16 protein-coding genes and 1 tRNA gene are annotated in these 19,455 nt (G+C 27.9%); 9 read left to right on the forward strand and 8 right to left on the reverse strand.

Going from position 1 to position 19,455, the window contains the following annotated elements; all coding sequences use genetic code 11:
- Nucleotides 1-44 precede the first annotated feature (44 nt).
- Genes lpxC through ligA form a run of 3 tightly spaced genes read left to right on the forward strand, consistent with a single transcriptional unit; the run spans nt 45 to nt 3,877 of the window.
- A complete protein-coding gene (gene lpxC, locus ACTTBE_RS07380; RefSeq protein ID WP_440677782.1) occupies nt 45-965 on the forward strand; it encodes a UDP-3-O-acyl-N-acetylglucosamine deacetylase in 921 nt (306 codons plus the stop codon).
- Nucleotides 966-1,014: 49 nt separating this feature from the next.
- Nucleotides 1,015-1,854, forward strand: a complete 840-nt coding sequence (locus tag ACTTBE_RS07385) for an outer membrane protein assembly factor BamD (protein WP_440677783.1) — start codon at nt 1,015-1,017, stop codon at nt 1,852-1,854.
- Complete coding sequence (ligA, locus tag ACTTBE_RS07390; RefSeq protein WP_440677784.1) at nt 1,847-3,877, forward strand: NAD-dependent DNA ligase LigA; 2,031 nt, start codon at nt 1,847-1,849, stop codon at nt 3,875-3,877. The genes ACTTBE_RS07385 and ligA overlap by 8 nt, the downstream gene beginning before the upstream one ends.
- On the opposite strand, the gene ACTTBE_RS07395 is transcribed toward ligA, so the two are convergent.
- Nucleotides 3,860-5,554 carry a M24 family metallopeptidase gene (locus ACTTBE_RS07395; protein ID WP_440677785.1) on the reverse strand — a complete coding sequence of 565 codons (1,695 nt, stop codon included), beginning with the start codon at nt 5,552-5,554 and terminating at the stop codon, nt 3,860-3,862. The two genes, ligA and ACTTBE_RS07395, sit on opposite strands and share 18 nt — an antisense overlap.
- Complete coding sequence (locus ACTTBE_RS07400) at nt 5,551-7,587, reverse strand: ATP-dependent helicase (protein ID WP_440677786.1); 2,037 nt, start codon at nt 7,585-7,587, stop codon at nt 5,551-5,553. Before ACTTBE_RS07400 ends, ACTTBE_RS07395 begins: the two co-directional genes overlap by 4 nt.
- A gap of 33 nt (nt 7,588-7,620) precedes the next feature.
- Here ACTTBE_RS07400 and ACTTBE_RS07405 point away from each other — a divergent pair, with 33 nt between their 5' ends.
- Nucleotides 7,621-9,111, forward strand: a complete 1,491-nt coding sequence (locus ACTTBE_RS07405) for an AsmA family protein (protein WP_440677787.1) — start codon at nt 7,621-7,623, stop codon at nt 9,109-9,111.
- Here the strand turns inward: ACTTBE_RS07405 and fumC are convergent.
- Entirely contained in the window at nt 9,099-10,487 is a 1,389-nt protein-coding gene (gene fumC / locus ACTTBE_RS07410) for a class II fumarate hydratase (RefSeq protein ID WP_440677788.1), read from the reverse strand. The genes ACTTBE_RS07405 and fumC overlap by 13 nt on opposite strands.
- Before the next feature lie 66 nt (nt 10,488-10,553).
- On the opposite strand from fumC, the gene ACTTBE_RS07415 reads away from it, so the two are divergent.
- Nucleotides 10,554-10,925, forward strand: a complete 372-nt coding sequence (locus tag ACTTBE_RS07415) for a phosphoribosyl-ATP diphosphatase (RefSeq protein ID WP_440652875.1) — start codon at nt 10,554-10,556, stop codon at nt 10,923-10,925.
- Here ACTTBE_RS07415 and nadC read toward each other — a convergent pair.
- Nucleotides 10,922-11,755 carry a carboxylating nicotinate-nucleotide diphosphorylase gene (gene nadC / locus ACTTBE_RS07420; RefSeq protein WP_440677789.1) on the reverse strand — a complete coding sequence of 278 codons (834 nt, stop codon included), beginning with the start codon at nt 11,753-11,755 and terminating at the stop codon, nt 10,922-10,924. The genes ACTTBE_RS07415 and nadC overlap by 4 nt on opposite strands.
- A 4-nt stretch (nt 11,756-11,759) precedes the next feature.
- Nucleotides 11,760-12,749 carry a quinolinate synthase NadA gene (gene nadA, locus ACTTBE_RS07425; protein ID WP_440677790.1) on the reverse strand — a complete coding sequence of 330 codons (990 nt, stop codon included), beginning with the start codon at nt 12,747-12,749 and terminating at the stop codon, nt 11,760-11,762.
- A gap of 55 nt (nt 12,750-12,804) precedes the next feature.
- Here nadA and ACTTBE_RS07430 point away from each other — a divergent pair.
- A tRNA-Leu gene (locus ACTTBE_RS07430) sits at nt 12,805-12,890 on the forward strand.
- A gap of 10 nt (nt 12,891-12,900) precedes the next feature.
- Here ACTTBE_RS07430 and ygfZ read toward each other — a convergent pair.
- Nucleotides 12,901-13,788 (reverse strand): CAF17-like 4Fe-4S cluster assembly/insertion protein YgfZ, encoded by an 888-nt coding sequence (ygfZ, locus tag ACTTBE_RS07435; protein ID WP_440677791.1) that lies wholly within the window; start codon nt 13,786-13,788, stop codon nt 12,901-12,903.
- A 43-nt stretch (nt 13,789-13,831) separates the two neighbouring features.
- On the opposite strand from ygfZ, the gene ACTTBE_RS07440 reads away from it, so the two are divergent.
- Nucleotides 13,832-15,139: a dihydroorotase gene (locus tag ACTTBE_RS07440; protein WP_440677792.1), complete on the forward strand. Its 1,308-nt coding sequence runs from the start codon at nt 13,832-13,834 to the stop codon at nt 15,137-15,139.
- On the opposite strand, the gene ACTTBE_RS07445 is transcribed toward ACTTBE_RS07440, so the two are convergent.
- The gene (locus ACTTBE_RS07445) at nt 15,132-15,464 is read right to left on the reverse strand and encodes a DMT family transporter (RefSeq protein WP_440677793.1); all 333 of its coding nucleotides are present in this window, start codon (nt 15,462-15,464) and stop codon (nt 15,132-15,134) included. The two genes, ACTTBE_RS07440 and ACTTBE_RS07445, sit on opposite strands and share 8 nt — an antisense overlap.
- Nucleotides 15,457-17,358: a propionyl-CoA synthetase gene (locus tag ACTTBE_RS07450; RefSeq protein WP_440677794.1), complete on the reverse strand. Its 1,902-nt coding sequence runs from the start codon at nt 17,356-17,358 to the stop codon at nt 15,457-15,459. Before ACTTBE_RS07450 ends, ACTTBE_RS07445 begins: the two co-directional genes overlap by 8 nt.
- Before the next feature lie 213 nt (nt 17,359-17,571).
- Here ACTTBE_RS07450 and ACTTBE_RS07455 point away from each other — a divergent pair, with 213 nt between their 5' ends.
- Both ACTTBE_RS07455 and ACTTBE_RS07460 read left to right on the forward strand, forming a co-directional pair.
- Nucleotides 17,572-18,339, forward strand: a complete 768-nt coding sequence (locus ACTTBE_RS07455; RefSeq protein WP_440651056.1) for a bacteriorhodopsin-like — start codon at nt 17,572-17,574, stop codon at nt 18,337-18,339.
- Nucleotides 18,340-18,441: 102 nt separating this feature from the next.
- Nucleotides 18,442-19,443, forward strand: coding sequence for a fatty acid desaturase (locus ACTTBE_RS07460; protein ID WP_440677795.1), 1,002 nt, complete (start codon nt 18,442-18,444; stop codon nt 19,441-19,443).
- The last annotated feature ends 12 nt before the right edge of the window (nt 19,444-19,455 follow it).

A 19,455-nucleotide genomic window follows, 5' to 3' on the forward strand; every position in this document is an offset into this window, starting at 1 on the left:
ATAGTTGTTTTTAATTAATCCAATATTCAAATTAAAAGCTATGAGTGTCTTATTTAACTCAAAAAACAATTAAAAATAATATTTCATTTAGTGGAATTTCTCTTCATAGTGGTCTTGAAGTCAATGTTTGCATTAAACCAGCATCTCCCAACAATGGTATAGTTTTTAGGAGAGTAGATTTAAAAAGCCACAATTTGATTTATCCAAATTTTATGAATGTCACCAATACATCTTTAAACACAACTATTGAAAATGAATTTGGAGTAAAGGTTTCAACTATTGAACACTTAATGTGTGCATTATTTGGGATGGGTATAGACAACGCATTAATTGAAATTGATAATGAAGAGGTCCCAATATTAGATGGTTCTGCTAAAATTTTTATTGATAAAATTATTTCTGCCGGAATACAAACTAGTGAATGTCCAATTAAAATAATAAAGATTAATAAAGAAATAAGTTATTCTGAAGGTGATCGTTATATAAATATCAAACCTTCAACATTGAGTTTAGATATTGATTTTGAAATAAAATACAAAAATTCTGTCATTGGTAATCAAAGAAATAAATTTAAAATATATGAAGATGATTTGACTGATGTTTATAATTCAAGGACATTCTGCCTTTATGAAGATATTGAAATGATTAAAAAAAATGGCTTAGCTAAAGGTGGAAGTTTAGAAAATGCTGTAGTTGTAAAAAATACAAAAGTTTTAAATCCAGAAGGACTTAGAAATGATAAAGAATTTGTAAATCACAAAATTTTAGATTGTATTGGTGATCTTTATACTTCAGGATATAGAATTGTAGCAAGTATAAATTGTTCTCAGGGAGGACACTATTTGACAAATCAACTTTTAAGAAAAGTATTCTCTAATAAAGAAAATTTCTCAATTTTAGAAATTAAAGAAAAAAATCTTCCTCATTCATTAATCAATAAGAGATTTTTGAGATCAATAGCTTAATTAAAAAGATCACTTTTAAAATTCACTTTAAAAAAGTATAACAAATAGTATGACTAAATCCTTTTTACTATTTTTTGTATTAATATTATTTGTATCATGCTCAAAAGATGTTGAAAAAAAGTCAGTAATTGAACAGAAAAGTTTAGATCTCCAAATAAGAGAAGCATACTCAGAAGGCTTAGATGCACTTGAACAAGGTGATGTTTTATTTGCAGCGAGAAAATTTAATGAAGTAGAAATTTTATATCCTCAATCAGACTTTGCTCCAAAGTCTTCTCTCATGGCCGCTTACTCTTATTATATTCAAGATTATTATGAAGATTGTATAATGGAATTAGATAGATTTTTAAAAATATATCCTAAAAATAAAAATTTAGATTATGCATATTATATGTTGGGAGTTGCTTATTATGAGCAGATAGTAGACGAAAAAAAAGATACATTTTCAATCCTAAAAGCTAAAGATTATTTTGAGTATTTGATAAAAAATTATCCTAATACTGAGTATGCATTTGATGCAGCATTCAAAATAGAATTAATTGAAGATATTTTGGCAGCAAAAGAGCTTTATGTTGGAAGATATTATGTAGATAGAAAAAAATGGATCCCTGCAATAAATAGATTTAAAAATGTAGTTAATGATTATGATACAACCATCTATGTAGAGGAAGCTTTATATAGATTAGTTGAAATATATTATTTATTAGGACTAAAAGAGGAGTCAAAAAAATATGCAGCATTGTTAGGTTATAATTACCAATCTTCTCAATGGTATGAAAATTCATTTGCACTCTTTGATGAAAGTTATGAAAAAATAAAGAGAAATGAAAAAAATTCAAAAAATAATTTGAGAAAAAAAATCAAAACATTGTTTAGCATAGATGAATAAAAAAAAAATTTATTCAGACTATATAAAAAATATTAATTTATTAAAAAAATATAACAAAGCATACTATGAACAGAGTGATCCAAAAGTTACAGACGAAGAATATGATAATTTAAAACATGAAATTTTAAATTTAGAAAAAAAATATAAATTCTTAAAATCTGATGACTCTCCACTTAAAATAGTTGGCCATAAACCATCAAAAAATTTTAAAAAATCTTTGCATAAAGTTCCAATGTTATCACTTGGTAATGCATTTTCTGAAGATGATTTGATTAATTTTGAAAAAAAAATAAAAAATTTTTTATCAATAAAAAATGATTTTGAAATTAATTATAGCGCAGAGCCAAAAATTGATGGAATATCTGCCTCTTTAGCTTACAAAAATGGTGAGTTTTATAAAGGTCTTTCAAGAGGCGATGGAAAAGAGGGTGAGGAAATAACAGAAAATCTAAAGACAATAAATGATATTCCTCAAAAGATCTCTAACAAAGATTTTCCAGAGGAAATAGATATTAGAGGAGAAGTATTTATTCAAAATAGTGATTTTAAACATTTAAATGAAAAATTTGCAAATCCTAGAAATGCAGCATCTGGTTCATTGAGACAAAAAAATTCAGAAGAAACAAAAAAAATACCTCTAAAATTTATTGCTTACACATTTGGATATGAAAAGGGTTTAAAAATTAGCAATCAATTTGATTATCTAAAAAAATTAAATGAATGGGGCTTCAAAACAAACCCATTAAATATCTTAACCTCAGGTATTAAAAACTTAATTAAGAATTATCAAGAAATCGAAAAAAAAAGAGCCGACTTAGATTTTGATATAGATGGGATAGTATACAAGGTTAACGATTTTCACATGCAAAAAAGATTAGGAAATGTAGCTAATGCACCTAGGTGGGCAATTGCTCACAAATTCTCATCCAATAAAGCTGTTTCTCAGATTTTAGACATAGAAATTCAAATTGGCAGAACTGGAGCCTTAACACCAGTTGCAAAGATCAAGCCAATAAATATTGGAGGAGTTGTAGTTTCAAATGCAACTTTACATAATGAAGATGAAATCAATCGAAAAGATATTAGAGTAGGTGATACAGCTGTTATAGAGAGAGCGGGAGATGTTATACCTCACATACTTTCTGTAGATATAAAAAAAAGATTAAAAAATTCAAAAAAATTTATTTTTCCAGAAAATTGTCCTTCATGTGGATCAAGAACGATTAAAGAATTCAATAAGATAACAAAAAAAGTTGATGCTGTAAGAAGATGTTCTAGTGAAGGTTATTATTGTGATAAGATTTCAGTTGAAAAACTAAAACATTTTGTATCAAAAGAAGCATTTAATATAGATGGCCTAGGAAAAAAAATAATTGAAAATTTTTGGAATTTAAAATTAATTAAATATCCCCAAGATATTTTTAATCTAGATTTTTCAAAAATTGAAAAATTAGAAGGTTGGGGCAAACTCTCTATTCAAAATTTAAAATATTCAATCGATCAAAAAAAAAATATTTCTTTAGAAAAATTAATCTATTCATTAGGGATAAGACATATTGGATTAGAAAATGCAAAATTATTGTCTAAACATTTTGTTTCATTTTCAAAATTCAAAAATTTATCTAAAGAAAGTGATTATGAAGACATGTTAAATATTGATGGGATTGGTGAAACACAAGTAAATTCAATTAAAAGTTTTTTTTCAAATAAAGCAAACCTAAAAGTTTTGAATGAATTAGAAAAAGTTTTAACTGTAAAAAATGCTATTCAAAGTTCTGATGATGGTTTGTTGAAAAATATGACCTTTTTAGTTACTGGTAAATTAAATGGAATTAGTAGAGCTGAAGTTAAATCTTTGATTGAAGAAAATTCAGGTAAAACAGTTAGTAGCGTATCTAAGAAATTAAATTATTTAATAACTGGAGACAAACCGACAAAGAAGAAAATAGACAATGCCAAACAGCTTAATATAAATGTTATAGATGAAGCTGAATTTTTGAAAATGCTAAATAAAACTAGCTAACCACTTTCTTTCATTTTGATTTAAATATTTTGATATCTTTGAATAAACTTCTAAATGATATTTAAACAGATAGTTTTTTTCATTATTTGTTAATAAATCAAAATTTATTAAATCTCTCTCTATAGGTGCTAATGTTAAATTATGAAATAACAAATTATTATTTGTTTTTTTAACATAAACTAAATTTTCAATCCTAATTCCATATTCATTCGTTTTATAATACCCGGGTTCATTACTTAAAATCATACCTTCTCTTAATTTAACTGTATTTATTTTTGTAATAGATTGAGGCCCCTCATGAACATTAAGAAAAAAGCCAACACCATGTCCTGTACCATGAGCATAATCTAAGTTACTTTTATTTAAAAATGTTCTTGCTCTTTTATCAATTTTTTTACCAGTATCTTGTCTATTTATATCAGTTGTAGCTACAGCAATATGACCCTTTAAAACTTTCGTAAAAACATCTTTGATGTTTTGTTTTGGTTTTGAAAAACAAATTGTCCTTGTTACATCAGTTGTTCCATATTTATATTGACCACCAGAGTCACAAAGAAAAATATCCCTCTTATTTATAACACGGCAATTTTCTTTCTTTGCACGATAATGGACAATGGCACCATTTTTGCCTGATCCAGCTATTGTATCAAAACTAGGATAAAGAAAATTTTTATTTAATTTTCTAAAATTTTCTAGTTTCTTAGCTGCTTCTACTTCTGTAATTTTTTTTTTATTAATTTTTTTTATCCAAAATAAAAATTTAGTTAATGCTACTCCATCGAAGATATGAGCATTTATCATATTTTTAATTTCAGTTTTATTTTTGATTGCCTTTAAAAGATAAATTGGATCTTCTCTTTTTATGATCTTAAATTTAGACTTAATTAAATTTTCATAAAATATTGAACAAGATTTGTCATCAATAATAAAGTTTTTTCCCTTAAGATTTTGTATTCTACTTGGTAGAGCATTTGTATCTAAAAATTCATCTCTATTAATAATTCTATTTTTTAATAATTGCTTACACTTTTTAAGATTACTTATAAGTAGTATTTTTTTTGATTTACTTACTATTAATCTCGAATTGGGAATCGGACTGTTAGGGCCATCTCCACCTCTTATATTTAAAGTCCACGCAACATTTTCTGGCGCACTAATAAAAATATAATCAGATTTATTTTTTTTTAAATGTTCAGTTATTTTATTTAATTTTGAATTAATACTTTCACCAACAATATTTTTATCTAAAGAAAAAAATGGTTTAGGGGTATGTTTTTTCTGTTTTTTAATTTCATCAATTAGATTTTTTTCAACAGATTTGATTTTGTTGTGTTTTAAAAAATAATTTTTAATTTGAGTATTGGTAAATAATTTTGGATCTATACCAAGTGTAAGATTTTTAAATAAACTGCAATTTATTAATTTTTCAAATCCATAAATTTTAAAATTTTTCCCACTCTCAATTTTACTTTGAATTGTGTATCTTCCGTCAGTAAATAAATAATTTATATTTTTAAGAATTATAGCTAGACCAGCAGATCCACTAAAATTTGAAATAACTTCTAATCGATTTAATTTTGAATATTCAGTAAAAAAATCGTCATTTTTTGGAATTACGTAGCCATCAATTCCATATTTTTCAAACTTACTTCTTAATAATTTTATATGATTCCTCATTTAATTCTCTTTTGATATCTTATCCACCCAGGACTTCTTGTTCCTTCTTCGATTTCAAAATCCTGATTAAACTCAAAATCATCATCATTGTTAGTTTCCTCTTCAAAGAAAGAATTTTTTTCTAAATGTTTTTCTGGTAATTCATCAATAAATCGCGAAGCCATACTGTCTAACCAATCTCCTTGGTAAAATCTATTCATCGAGAAAGAGATCACAGCTTTCTTCTTTGCTCTTGTAATTCCTACATACGCTAACCGTCTTTCTTCTTCTAGGCCATTTTGACCTTTTTCTTCAATAGATTTTTGATGTGGAAACAATCCTTCTTCCCATCCAGGTAAAAATACAACATCAAATTCCAAACCTTTTGCTGCATGCATGGTCATCATATTAATTTTTTCACCATCCCATTCTTGATCTACCGAGGTTGCTAAAGATACGTGTTCTAAAAAACTTTCTAGATTATCAAATTCTTTCATAGCACTTAACAATTCTTTAATATTTTCCAGTCTATTTTCATTATCTAAATCTTTTTTATTTTTAAGCATTGCTGAATAGCCAGACTCATCTAAAACAATTTGTAATAACTTTATATGATTTGATTTCTTTATAATTAAATCATTTCTCCATTTGATTAGAGAATTAATAAATAAACTAAGTCCAATTTTAGCTTTTGGCTTAATTAAATTTTGTTCAAGCATTTTGATTGATGCTCTTTCTAAATTTAAATTATTTTCCTTAGCAAACTCATGAATGCTTTTTAAGGTACTATCACCTATTGATCTTTTTGGATTGTTAACAATTCTTTCAAAAGCTAAGTCATCTTTCTCTTGATGAATCAATCTTAAGTATGCAACACAATCTTTAATCTCAGCTCTTTCATAAAATTTTGTACCACCTAATATTCTGTAGGGCATACCAATTTTCAGAAATCGCTCTTCAAATTCACGTGTTTGAAAAATGGCTCTAACTAAAATTGCAATGTTATTATAAGAGAATTTTTTTTTAATCTTTTTTTCAATTTCATCTGAAACTCCAACCGCTTCATCTTTACCATTTTTAAAACAGTTTAATTGAACTAAATCACCTTCTTCCATTGTAGTAATCAATGTTTTTCCAACTCTATTTTGATTATTAGAAATAAGGTTTGAAGCAACTGATAAAATATTCTGAGAGGATCTATAATTTTGTTCTAATCTTATTACTTTTGTATTCTCATAAACTTGGTCAAATTCTAAAAAGTTTTTAATCTCAGCACCTCTCCAGCTATATATTGATTGATCGTCATCACCAACACAGCAAATATTTTTATTTTTTTCAGATAGAAGATTAAGCCATTTACTTTGAATAAAATTTGTATCTTGATATTCGTCAACTAAAATGTATTTAAAATTTTTAGAATATATTTCTCTAATATCAGGATTAAATTCTAAAATTTTTACTGTATGTAAAATCAAATCTCCAAAATCGCAGGAATTTAAATCAGTTAATTTTTGTTGATATATTTTGTATAATGGAAGAATAGTTTTCTCATAAATGTCTTTTTTATTTATAATTACTTCGCCAGGATAAAAACCTTTATTTTTCCATCTATCAATTATTGCCAGTATAAATCTAGGAGATAGTTGTTTGATATCGATATTTTCTGCTTTGCATATATTTTTTATTAATCTAATCTGATCGTCAGTATCTATAATAGTGAAATTTGAGTTTAATTGTGCAGCTGAAGCATGTTTTCTTAATAATTTCGCACAAATTGAATGAAAAGTTCCTAACCAAGAAAGACCAACAGCAGCAGATCCTAAAATTTTACTAACTCTATTTTGCATTTCTTTAGCAGCTTTATTTGTAAAAGTGACTGCAAGAATTTGATTAGGAAAAGCTTTTTTTTCATTAATTATATTTGCTATTCTTGATGTTAGAACTTTAGTTTTTCCTGAACCAGCGCCAGCCACTATTAATAGAGGACCATCTAGATGCATTACAGCATCCTTTTGAGCTTCATTTAAACTATTTAAATATTCTCTATTTATCATTCAAAATAATGTTTTATAAGATTATTACTCAAAATGAATAATCTTAAATTTATTGCTAATTTTAATAAAAAATTCAGTAAATTTATTAATAATCTATTAGAGAAAAATTTAAACAAGTTAAATGTTGATAACTTTAAAAATTTATTAATTAACAATAAAATATTTTTATCTATTGTCGCACTAATTATTTTATTTTTATCTTATCTTTCTTTCCCAAATATTTACAATAAAGAGGAAGTGGCTCTAGAAATTAAAAAAAATTTAAAAAACAAATTAAACCTAGAGTTTAATTTTCAAGAAGATTTAGATTATAAATTTTTACCAAGACCTCATTTTACTACAAATAATTCCTCAATTAATTCTGAAGAAGATAAAATTACAGAAATAAAAAAACTTAAAGTTTATGTCTCGTTGGAAAATCTATTTTCTTTAAAAAATATCAAATTAAATCATGTCATCTTAGAAGAAGCTAATTTTAATTTATACAAAGAAAATTATAATTTTTTTTATAATTTATTAGATGGTAATTTTAATGATTTTAAATTTGAAATATTAAAAAGTAATGTTTTTTATAGAAGTTTAGAAAATGAAGTTTTGTTAATCAACAATATCAAAAATGCAAAATATTATTTCGATCCTAAAGAAATTAAAAATATGCTTGATGCAAATAATGAGATATTTAATTTACCTTATTCAATTAAAGTTTTTGATGATAAAACTGAAAAAACAATACATTCTAAAATAAATATAGAAAGTTTAAGACTAGAAATAGACAATCAAACTTCCTATGATCACACAAATTATTTAGGTTTTTCAGAAATAAATTTAATAAACACAAAAAGATTATTTGAGTACCAATTAAAAGATAATTTGTTTGAGTTTAAGTTTTTTGATAAAAAACAAAATCCTGAGTTTTCTTATAAAGGTAAATTTAATTTAAAACCATTTTATGCAAATATAACAGGTAATACCAATAAACTAAATCTTTCGTCTTTATTTTCGTCAAATGCGATTATTAAAGAGCTTCTAAAAACCGAAATTTTAAACAATAAAAATATTGATTTTTATTTAATTATTTCTGGGAACAGCATTAAACAATTTGATGATTTTAAAAATGTTTTAATAAAATCAAAAATTCAAGAAGGTTTAGTAGATATTGATCAATCCAAAATGACATGGAAAAATAATATTAATTTTGAATTTTTAGATAGCTTAATATTTGTGAAAGAAGGAAATTTAATTTTAGATTCTAATGTTGAAATTAATATAAATAATACTGATGAACTTTACAAATTCTTACTTACTCCAAAAAATTTGAGAAAAAAGATTAGTAAAGTTAATGTTAACTTTACCTATTTATTTGATGAAAAAAATATCAAAGTAAAGAATATCAAGGTAGATGGAAAAACACTTGAAAAATCTGATTATAATTTTGATGATATTTTACTAAAAGATAACAACTTGCAAAATAAAATTTATCTCAAAAATTTATTGAATGAAGTAATAAAAAATTATGTAGGATAAATCATTTTTCTAGGATCAACTATTTTCTCATAGTCTTTTTCGCTAATTAATCCTGTTTTTAAGGTTTCATCTTTTAGTTTTGTATTATTTTTTAAAGCTGTTTTTGCTATTTTTGCAGCATTATCATAACCAATATGCGGAGCTAAAGCAGTTACTAACATTAAAGAATTATCTAAATGCTCCTTTATTTGCTTTTTATTAGCTTTAATTCCTTTAACACAATAAAGCGCAAAATTTTTTGTACTATCTGCTAACAAGTCAACAGATTGTAAAATGTTATGTGCAATTAATGGCTTAAACACATTTAATTCAAAATGACCATGTGATCCTGCCATAGTAATTCCATTATGATTTCCAATTACGTTTGCACATACCATTGTAACTGCTTCACACTGTGTTGGATTTACTTTTCCAGGCATTATTGATGAGCCAGGTTCATTTTCAGGTAGTATTAACTCTCCATATCCAGCTCGAGGTCCAGATCCTAAAAATCTGATATCATTTGAAATTTTCATTAATGCAACAGCGCATGTATTCAACGTTCCAGAGAAATTTACTATTGCATCATGTGCTGCAAGTTCAGCAAATTTATTTGGTGCAGGTTTAAATTTTATTTTAGTAAATTTTGAAATTTCTTTAACAATTTTTTTATCAAAATTTTTTTTTGAATTTATACCAGTTCCAACAGCTGTTCCACCTTGAGCTAAAAATAGAATTTCTTTCAATGCATATTCGATTCTTTCGATACATTTTTTTAATTGAGCATGATATCCAGAAAACTCTTGACCAAGAGATAGCGGAGTTGCATCTTGAAGATGAGTTCTTCCAATTTTAACTATTTTTTTAAATTCTATAGATTTTTTCTTTAATTCTTTTTCTAAGACTTTTAAACTTGGCAACATTTTACTTATTGTTTGTGTCGCTACAGAAATATGCATTGCAGTTGGAAAAACGTCATTAGTAGATTGAGATTTATTTACATGATCATTTGGATGTACAGGTTTTTTAGTTCCTTTTTTTCCTCCTAAAATTTCAATAGCTCTATTGGCAATTACTTCGTTTACATTCATGTTTGTTTGAGTGCCAGAACCTGTTTGCCAAACTTTTAAAGGAAAATTTTCATCTAATCTTCCTTTAATTACTTCGTCTGAAGCTTTGATAATTGCTTTTGAAATTTTAACACTAATTAATTTATCTTTAGCATGAACTATAGCTGCTGATCTTTTAATAATAGCAATAGATTTTATTATAGAAATATTAACTAAAATTTTTCCAATATTAAAAAATTTATTTGATCTTTGTGTTGAAGCACCCCAATATTTGTCATTAGGAACTTTTATACTTCCAATACTGTCAAACTCATTTCTTAATTTCATTGATTAATTTTTAAGTAAAAATAACTATATTAATACAATAAATTTTAAAAAACTAACAGGAGCAATATGTCGAATTTTATTAAAGTTGGAACTTTTATGAAAACCTTTGGTCAAGATGTTAAAACTAAGCCATCTTTTAGCACCGATAAGATAAATAAATTAAGAATAGATCTAATTAAAGAAGAGTTAGATGAGCTTACTGAAGCTATGAATAATAAAGATTTATTAGAAGTTGCTGATGCACTTACAGATATTTTGTATGTAACATATGGGGCAGGACACGCTTTTGGAATAGATTTAGATAAATGTTTTGAAGAAGTTCAAAACTCAAATATGAGCAAATTAGATGAAAATGGAAAACCTATTTATAATGAAGCTGGAAAAGTTATGAAAGGTCCTAATTATTATAAACCAGATCTAACTAAGTTTGTGAGTTAAATTTCTAACTTAAAGTCAACTGCATTAGCACTATGAGTAATGCTTCCTATAGAAATTCTATTTACTCCTGTTGAGGCAATTGCTTTGACAGTTTTTAAATTAACATTTCCAGAAGCTTCTGTTTCGTAATACTTTTTAGCAATTTTAACTGCAGTTTTTAAATTTTTTAAATTCATATTATCTAGTAGAACAGTATTAAATTTTAAACCTAAAATTGATCTAAGTTGGTCAATTGTATCAACTTCAACTGTAATTTTTTTTCCTTTTTTATTTTTAATTGCTCTTATAACTAAATTTTTTAAATCTGAACTCGCGATGTGATTGTCTTTTATTAGATATTCATCACTTAAATTAAACCTATGGTTCGTACCCCCTCCTAAATTCACAGCATACTTTTGAATTACTCTAAGATTTGGAATTGTTTTTCTAGTGCAACAAATTTTAGTTTTTTTTCCAGCTAATCTTACAAATTCATTTGTCTTTGTTGCTATACCAGAAATATGTGACAAAAAATTTAGAGCAACTCTTTCAGCAATCAAAATATTTTTTGCCTTACCTTTTATCAAAGCAACCAAAGAACCTTTTTTAATTCTCGAACCATCTTTTTTTTTAACAATAAATTTTATTTTATTATCAATTAAGGAAAAAGTTTGTTTAACAAATAATAATCCAGCAACAACTGCATTTTGATTTGAAATTAATTTAACGGTTACAATTTTATCGTTATCAATTAGTGCTGAAGTGATATCACCTGAAGGATAAAGATCTTCGTTTAGAGCCAACTTAACAGTACTTTTAATAAATTCTTTGCTTAATTTAATTTTTGACACTTAATTATCTGCCGATAGCTGCCATTCTCTCTACAGATATTCTTGCTTTTTCTATTGTTTCTTTATCCATTATAATTTCACCTGTTTCGTTTTCTAAACAGTCTAAAATTTTAGGTAAAGTGATCTTTTTCATATGCGGACACATATTACATGGCTTAACAAAATCTACATTTGGATTTTCTATTTGAATATTGTCACTCATTGAGCACTCCGTAACCATCATTACTTTTTTTGGCTGATTATCTTTTACATATTTAATCATTCCAGAAGTGGATCCTGCAAAATCGCTTGCTTCAATTACATCAGGTGGACATTCTGGATGAGCGATAATTTTAATTCCTGGATTATTATTTCTTATATCTTCTATTTCTTTTTTATTAAATTGATCATGAACAATACAAATTCCTTTCCAAGAAATAATTTCAACATCAGTTTGAGAAGCAACATATTTAGCTAAATAATCATCAGGTAAAAATATTACTCTTTTTACTCCAAGTGATTTAACTATTTTAACTGCGTTCGCAGATGTACAACAAACATCTGTTTCAGCCTTAACTTCTGCTGACGTATTAACATAAGATACAACAGGGACGCCTGGGTATTTTTCTTTTAATAATCTTACATCTTTACCTGTAATAGATGAAGATAAAGAACAGCCAGCATCCATATCAGGAAGAATAACTTTTTTATTTGGGCTCATTAATTTTGCAGTTTCTGCCATGAAATGTACACCAGCCATTAAAATAATATCAGCTGAAGTTTTTGAGGCTTCAATTGCTAATGCAAGTGAGTCTGCAGAAAAATCTGCAACACCATGATATATTTCTGGAGTTTGATAATTGTGAGCTAAAATTACAGCATTCTTTTCTTTTTTTAATTTATTAATTTTATGAATGTATGGAGCATGCACAGACCATTCAATTTCAGGCATAACCTTAGAAATCTTTTGATATATAGGATCTGTTGCTTTACGTACTTCTTGTGTAAATTCCATAAAGTTTTTTACCAATTTGAAACATACTTGTCATTCATTTATTGTGGGACATATCGCGGTCGTGCTGAAATTGGTAGACAGGCACGGTTGAGGGCCGTGTGGACTTAGTCCATGAGAGTTCGAGTCTCTCCGACCGCACCAAATTTCAATTTTAACTAATCCATTCAGGTTTTTTTATAATTATTGAAGCTTCTTTAGTTTTAAATTCAAGTTTTTCATCAAAGTTTTCATCTAAAAATTTGATTAAAGCGAAAGGGTAATCATTATCTATTAACACTTTACCTATTTCATTTTCATTATTAAAAATACTTTCTCCTTCATTAAGTTTTCCATTAATTATATTTATAGGCATCAATCTTTTTGAAAGCTTATTTTTTAATTTAATTCTAGCTGTATTTTCTTGGCCAACATAACAGCCTTTTTTAAAATCTATTCCATTCAGTTCTTCAAAATTACATTCAATACCAAATAATTTCTCTTGTAATTTGTTTAAATCTTTTGGAACTATTCCTAGTTTATGACTTAAAGAATAGTATTCGTTTACATCTGTATCGTGAAGATCTAATTTTTTTAAGGACAAGTAAAGTTTTTCTAAATTAATAATTAATCTTGCTCCTAATTGTTTATTTCTTGGATCTAAAAATATTGGATCTTCTCTATATTTAATTGTGCATCCAGGTTGATCTTTTGCTCCATCAAAAGTTAAGAATTTTTCATGAGAAAATGCTGCTACAACAAATTCATTACTTAAATTAAGAATTTCAACTTTAGATCTTAGCTTATATAGAGATAACTGTTTAAATAGTCCATCTGCTTGATATTTTTCACAATCTAAAAGATAACCTGATTTATGTTTTATGATTATAAATTCATATAAAAATTTCCCTTGGGGTGTAAGTAAAGAACTAAAACAACTATTTACATCACTTACTTTATTTATATCGTTACTAATAAGATTTTGAAGAAACTCTTTTGCATCTTCTCCGTTAATATAAATAATTGCTCTATCTTCTAAAATGTAAACGTTTTTTATATTCATAATTGATTAATTATAGATTGTAATATAATAACAATTTCTCAAAATGTTAGATCTTATAATTAAAAACGGACAATGTTACATCGATGGTGAATTAAAAGACCTTGATGTTGCTATAAAAGATGGAAAAATTCAAAAGATTGGTCAAATTTCAGAAGAAGCAAAAGAGACAATCAATGCAGAAGGTCATACAGTATTGCCTGGTTGCATAGATACCCAAACACATTTTAGAGAACCAGGATCAACAGATACTGAGGATCTTCATTCAGGGAGTAGGGCAGCAATAGCAGGTGGGATAACCAGTGTATTTGAGATGCCAAACACTAACCCCCCAACTTCAAACATGAAAGAGTTTAAAAGAAAACTAGATCTTGCTAAAGATAGAATGTTTTGCAATTATGCTTTTTACTTTGGTGCTACTGCTGACAATGCAGATGACTTAGCTAGTTTAAAAGATTTAGAAGGTTGTTGTGGAATTAAGCTTTTTGCTGGCTCTTCGACTGGTAATTTATTAGTGGCTGAAGAAGATGATATAGATAAAGTTTTTCAAAACGCTTCCAAAGTCGTTGCAGTGCATTCCGAAGATGAAGCAATATTAAAAATTAATAAAAAATTAATTAAAGAAGGAGATGTCCACACACATCCCGTATGGAGAAGCGCAGAGTGTGCCATAGCATCCACAAGAAGAATTGTTAGAATTGCAGAAAAACATAAGAAAAAAGCTCATGTTCTTCATATTACAACGAAAGAAGAAATTGATTTTCTTTCTCAGCATAAGGGCAACATTACATTTGAGATAACTCCTCAGCATTTAACTCTTTATGCTCCAGATTGTTATGACAAACTTGGAACGTATGCTCAAATGAATCCACCATTAAGGGATAAAACTCATTATGATAGATTATGGTATGGGGTCAGAAACAACTTCAATGATACTATTGGATCAGATCATGCGCCTCATTTAAAAGTAAACAAAGATAAGGTTTATCCAAATACTCCTTCAGGTATGCCGGGTGTTCAAACTTTAATGCCAGTAATGTTAAATCATATTAACGATGGAAAGCTAAGTTTAAATCAGTTGATAAACTTTGTTTGTGAAAATCCAGTTAAAATTTTTGGAATTAAAAATAAAGGATTTATTAAAGAAGGTTATGATGCTGACTTTACAATTGTAGATATGAACAAAACAATTGAAATTAAGAATGAAAATATTGAAAGTAAATGTAAATGGTCTCCATTTAATGGATTTAAATTCAAAGGAACACCCACTCATACTATCATTGCAGGAAAAATTAAAATGCAAGATGGGAAAATTTTAGGAGACCCAGAAGGAAATCCTTTACAATTTAGTTAAGCTTAACTGTAAAACTATTTACCAGAATTACACCTAATACGATTAAAAATAATCCTAAGATTGCTTGCCAAGATAAGGTTTGTTTAAAAAATATATATCCTAGTATAGCAATTGTAAAAATTCCTAATCCACTCCATGTAGCGTATACAATTGCAATTGGAAGTTTATTTACAACAAAAGTTAATAAATAAAATGCACAAAGATAAAAAATTGATAAAGCAACTGTAGGTACAACTTTGGTAAAGTTTTGAGAAACTGGTAGTAACATTGTTCCAGCAACTTCACAAAAAATTGCAGCAATTAAAAATATATAAGTTTTAATCATTATTTAAAATTTTATGATTTACCAAATCTTCTTTTATTTCATTTAGTATTGCCGGATCATCTATCGTTGGTGGAATTTTATAATCAACACCATCTGCAATTTTTCTAATTGTTCCTCTTAAAATTTTTCCTGATCGTGTTTTTGGTAATCTTTTAATAACAATAACAGTCTTAAATGCAGCTACAGGGCCGATTTTATCTCTAACCATTTGCACACATTCTTTCGATATAGTTTCATTATCTTTTTCAACGCCAGATTTTAAAACTACTAAACCGATTGGTAATTGACCTTTAAGTTTATCAGCAATTCCAAGAACAGCACATTCTGCAACTGACTGATTTTCAGATAATACTTCTTCTATTGCACCAGTTGATAATCTATGACCAGCAACATTAATAATATCATCTGTTCTAGACATGATCCAAATATAACCATCATCATCAATGTGACCTGCATCGTATGTTTGATAATAACCTTCATAATTAGTCATATAGTTTTCTTTATATCTTTGATCTGCATTCCAAAGAGTAGGGAATGTTCCAGGAGGCAAAGGTAGTTTTACAACTATATCTCCCATTTCATTTGGTTTAGCTAAAGATTGATCTGGTTTAATGATTTTAACATCATATCCAGGAACAGCCTTATAAGCTGAGCCATATTTTGTTTCCATCATTTCAATACCGGTACAATTTGAGCTGATTGCCCAACTAGTCTCAGTTTGCCACCAGTGGTCAATTACTGGGACTTTTAATAAATTTTCAGCCCACTTAATAGTATCTGGATCTGCTCTTTCTCCAGCAAGGAACAAGCTATCAAAACTAGATAAATCATATTTTGAGAAAAATTTACCCTCGGGATCTTCTTTCTTAATAGCTCTAAATGCAGTTGGTGCAGTGAATAGTGATTTTACTTTATAATCAGAAATGATTTTCCAGAAAGCACCAGCATCTGGAGTTCCAACAGGCTTTCCTTCAAATAAAACTGTAGTGCATCCTTTGAACAAAGGAGCATAAACAATATAAGAGTGCCCGACAATCCAACCAATATCACTTGCTGACCACCAAATATCATCTGTATCAATATTATAGATATTCTTCATGGTCCATTTAAGAGCAACAATATGACCACCCGTATCTCTTACAATTCCTTTAGGCGTTCCAGTTGTTCCAGATGTATAGAGAATGTAAGCAAACTCATTTGAATTCATTTCAACACAATCAGCATCTTTTGCATTTGAGATGGCTTCTTCCCAGCTAATCTCAGTTGGAGCATTTAATTTGACTTCGTTTCCTGGTCTTTGAAACAAAATCATCTTTTCAATTTTATGATTTGCTATTTTAATAGCCTCATCCACTAAAGGTTTGTATTCAACTGTTCTTCCAGGTTCAAAACCACATGAAGCTGTTACTAATAATTTTGCTTTACTGTCATCTATTCTGCTTGCTAGTTCATTTGAGGCAAATCCACCAAAGACAACTGAGTGTATTGCTCCAATTCTTGCACAAGCAAGCATAGCAATCACTGCCTCAGGGATCATTGGCATGTAAATAATTACTCTATCTCCTTTACTTACACCTTGTTGTTTTAAAGCACCTGCAAATCTTGATACTTTTGCTCTAAGTTCTTCGTAAGTAAACTTCGATTTGTTGCCTGTAATAGGACTATCGTAGATTAAAGCTGTTTTTTGTCCTCTTCCTTGGTCAATGTGAATATCTAGAGCATTATAACAAGTGTTAGTGACGCCATCTTCAAACCATTTATAGAAAGGAGGATTAGATTTATTCAAAATTTTTGTTGGTTTTTTAAACCAAAAGATATCTTCACTTGCTTCTTGCCAAAATTTTTCAGGGTTTTGAATGGAATTTTCGTAAATACTTTGAAATTTTTTTGACATGCTAATTTGATTCGATTTTTGTTATTTTTTTGGTTTTTAACTTATAAATTGTATTTAATTTTAAAAATTCAGTAAAATCAATGCAAATTAATGACAATTAAGTCTTCATAAAACTAATTTAATTTGCTATTTAACTCCAACTTTGGCTTAGGGTTACTTAAGTCTAGTTTATATAAACTAAATAAATAAAAACTAACGAAGAGGGAGTTTTTTATGAAAAAACTTAAATTGTTTGCTCTTACAGTTGTTGCTCTTATGGGCGTGACTGGTGTTGCAAACGCTGAAACAGCTATGCTGGCTCAAGACGATTTCGTAGGTATTTCGTTTTGGTTAGTATCTATGGCTTGTTTAGCTGCTACTGTATTCTTTTTCTTAGAAAGAAGTTCAGTTCCAGCTGGATGGAGAGTTTCAATGACAGTTGCTGGTCTAGTAACTGGTATTGCATTCGTACACTACATGTACATGAGAGATGTATGGATCGCTACTGGTGACTCACCAACTGTATACAGATACATTGACTGGTTAATTACAGTGCCATTATTGATGTTAGAATTCTATTTTGTTCTATCAGCAGTAAACAAATCAGACTCTGGAATTTTCTGGAGACTAATGATTGGTACATTAGTAATGCTAGTAGGTGGATACTTAGGAGAAGCTGGATACATCAACGCTACACTTGGTTTCATAATCGGTATGGCTGGTTGGGTATACATCTTATATGAAGTATTCTCTGGTGAAGCAGGTAAGAGAGCAGCGAAAAGTGGTAACAAATCACTTGTAACTGCTTTTGGTGCAATGAGAATGATCGTTACTGTAGGTTGGGCGATCTACCCATTAGGTTACATTTTTGGTTACCTAACAGGTGGTGTAGATGCTAACTCACTAAACGTGATTTACAACGCAGCTGACTTCTTGAACAAGATCGCTTTCGGTCTGATCATTTGGGCAGCAGCTATGCAACAACCTGGTAGAGCTAAGTAGTAGTTTTACTTAAAATTTAAAAAGGGCAGGTACAATTTTGTACTTGCCCTTTTTTTTTGCCTTATGTAAAATTATGTATAGTTATTATACATATTTATAATTATGGATGTGAAATTAGAAAAATGGCACAAATGCCAAGTTGATATAGAGGTTCTTAAAGAGCTTTCAAAAAAAACTGACATTAAGGGTCTTCAACACGTTTCTGTTTTTTTTGGATTATTATTAGTAACAGGGACTTTAGCATACATAACTTGGGGCACATGGTGGTCTGTTTTTTGGTTTTTGGTTTATGGAAACATTTATGGTTTTTCAAATCCATTATGGCATGAGACAGGTCACAAAACTGCATTTAAATCAAAATCTTTAAATGAATTCTTTTACTACATCTCTTCTTATCTTTCTAATTTTGAACCACTAAGATGGAGATACACACACTTTGTTCATCATGGAAATACATATTCAACAGAAAATCCATTTGATCATGAAATTGAATATGGAAATAATTTAAAAGAAACTCCAAAAAATTTAATAATGAATTTAATTCCTTTTATGGAACTTGTTTATTTTAAAAAAAGTATAGCCTATGAAATTATTCAACATGCATTTGGTGTAAAAACAAAAGTAATGCAAGATTGCATTCCTGAAAATGCACAATCAAAAGTTATTTTTAATTCTAGAGTTTTTGTTACAATTTGGATTGCAATTATATTATGGTCTTTAATTGCATCATCTTGGTTGCCAGTTTTGTTTTTTTTATTACCAAAATTTTATGGAAGAACATTACACAAACTTGTTTCTTTTACTCAACATGCTGGTTTAGCGAGAAATATTAAAGATCATAGATATACAACAAGAGAAATGTACTTAAATCCTATTTTAAGTTTTTTATATTGGAAAATGGAATATCACGTAACTCATCACATGTTTCCAACAGTTCCATCTTATAACTTAGATAAACTTCATCATCATATCAAAGATCAATTACCAAGAACAAATGATGGTTTGATTGATGCTTATAAAGAAATTTTACCAGCTATAATGAAACAAACTGAAGACACTAGCTATTTTTTTAAGAAAGAAGTACCAGAACCTCAGAACGCATAAATATTACCAAGT

Origin of the sequence: Candidatus Pelagibacter sp. HIMB1587, from assembly GCF_052047775.1 — a bacterium.
GTDB lineage: Bacteria > Pseudomonadota > Alphaproteobacteria > Pelagibacterales > Pelagibacteraceae > Pelagibacter.

Bases quoted from the DNA above. Each gene is read 5' to 3' on its own strand.
- nadA (WP_440677790.1), bottom strand. From the start codon at position 12,749: ATGGAATTTACACAAGAAGTACGTAAAGCAACAGATCCTATATATCAA.
- ACTTBE_RS07450 (WP_440677794.1), bottom strand. From the start codon at position 17,358: ATGTCAAAAAAATTTCAAAGTATTTACGAAAATTCCATTCAAAACCCT.
- ACTTBE_RS07400 (WP_440677786.1), bottom strand. From the start codon at position 7,587: ATGATAAATAGAGAATATTTAAATAGTTTAAATGAAGCTCAAAAGGAT.
- ACTTBE_RS07395 (WP_440677785.1), bottom strand. From the start codon at position 5,554: ATGAGGAATCATATAAAATTATTAAGAAGTAAGTTTGAAAAATATGGA.
- ACTTBE_RS07445 (WP_440677793.1), bottom strand. From the start codon at position 15,464: ATGATTAAAACTTATATATTTTTAATTGCTGCAATTTTTTGTGAAGTT.
- ACTTBE_RS07455 (WP_440651056.1), top strand. From the start codon at position 17,572: ATGAAAAAACTTAAATTGTTTGCTCTTACAGTTGTTGCTCTTATGGGC.
- ACTTBE_RS07405 (WP_440677787.1), top strand. From the start codon at position 7,621: ATGAATAATCTTAAATTTATTGCTAATTTTAATAAAAAATTCAGTAAA.
- fumC (WP_440677788.1), bottom strand. From the start codon at position 10,487: ATGAAATTAAGAAATGAGTTTGACAGTATTGGAAGTATAAAAGTTCCT.
- ACTTBE_RS07415 (WP_440652875.1), top strand. From the start codon at position 10,554: ATGTCGAATTTTATTAAAGTTGGAACTTTTATGAAAACCTTTGGTCAA.
- ACTTBE_RS07385 (WP_440677783.1), top strand. From the start codon at position 1,015: ATGACTAAATCCTTTTTACTATTTTTTGTATTAATATTATTTGTATCA.
- ygfZ (WP_440677791.1), bottom strand. From the start codon at position 13,788: ATGAATATAAAAAACGTTTACATTTTAGAAGATAGAGCAATTATTTAT.
- ACTTBE_RS07460 (WP_440677795.1), top strand. From the start codon at position 18,442: ATGGATGTGAAATTAGAAAAATGGCACAAATGCCAAGTTGATATAGAG.
- ACTTBE_RS07440 (WP_440677792.1), top strand. From the start codon at position 13,832: ATGTTAGATCTTATAATTAAAAACGGACAATGTTACATCGATGGTGAA.
- ligA (WP_440677784.1), top strand. From the start codon at position 1,847: ATGAATAAAAAAAAAATTTATTCAGACTATATAAAAAATATTAATTTA.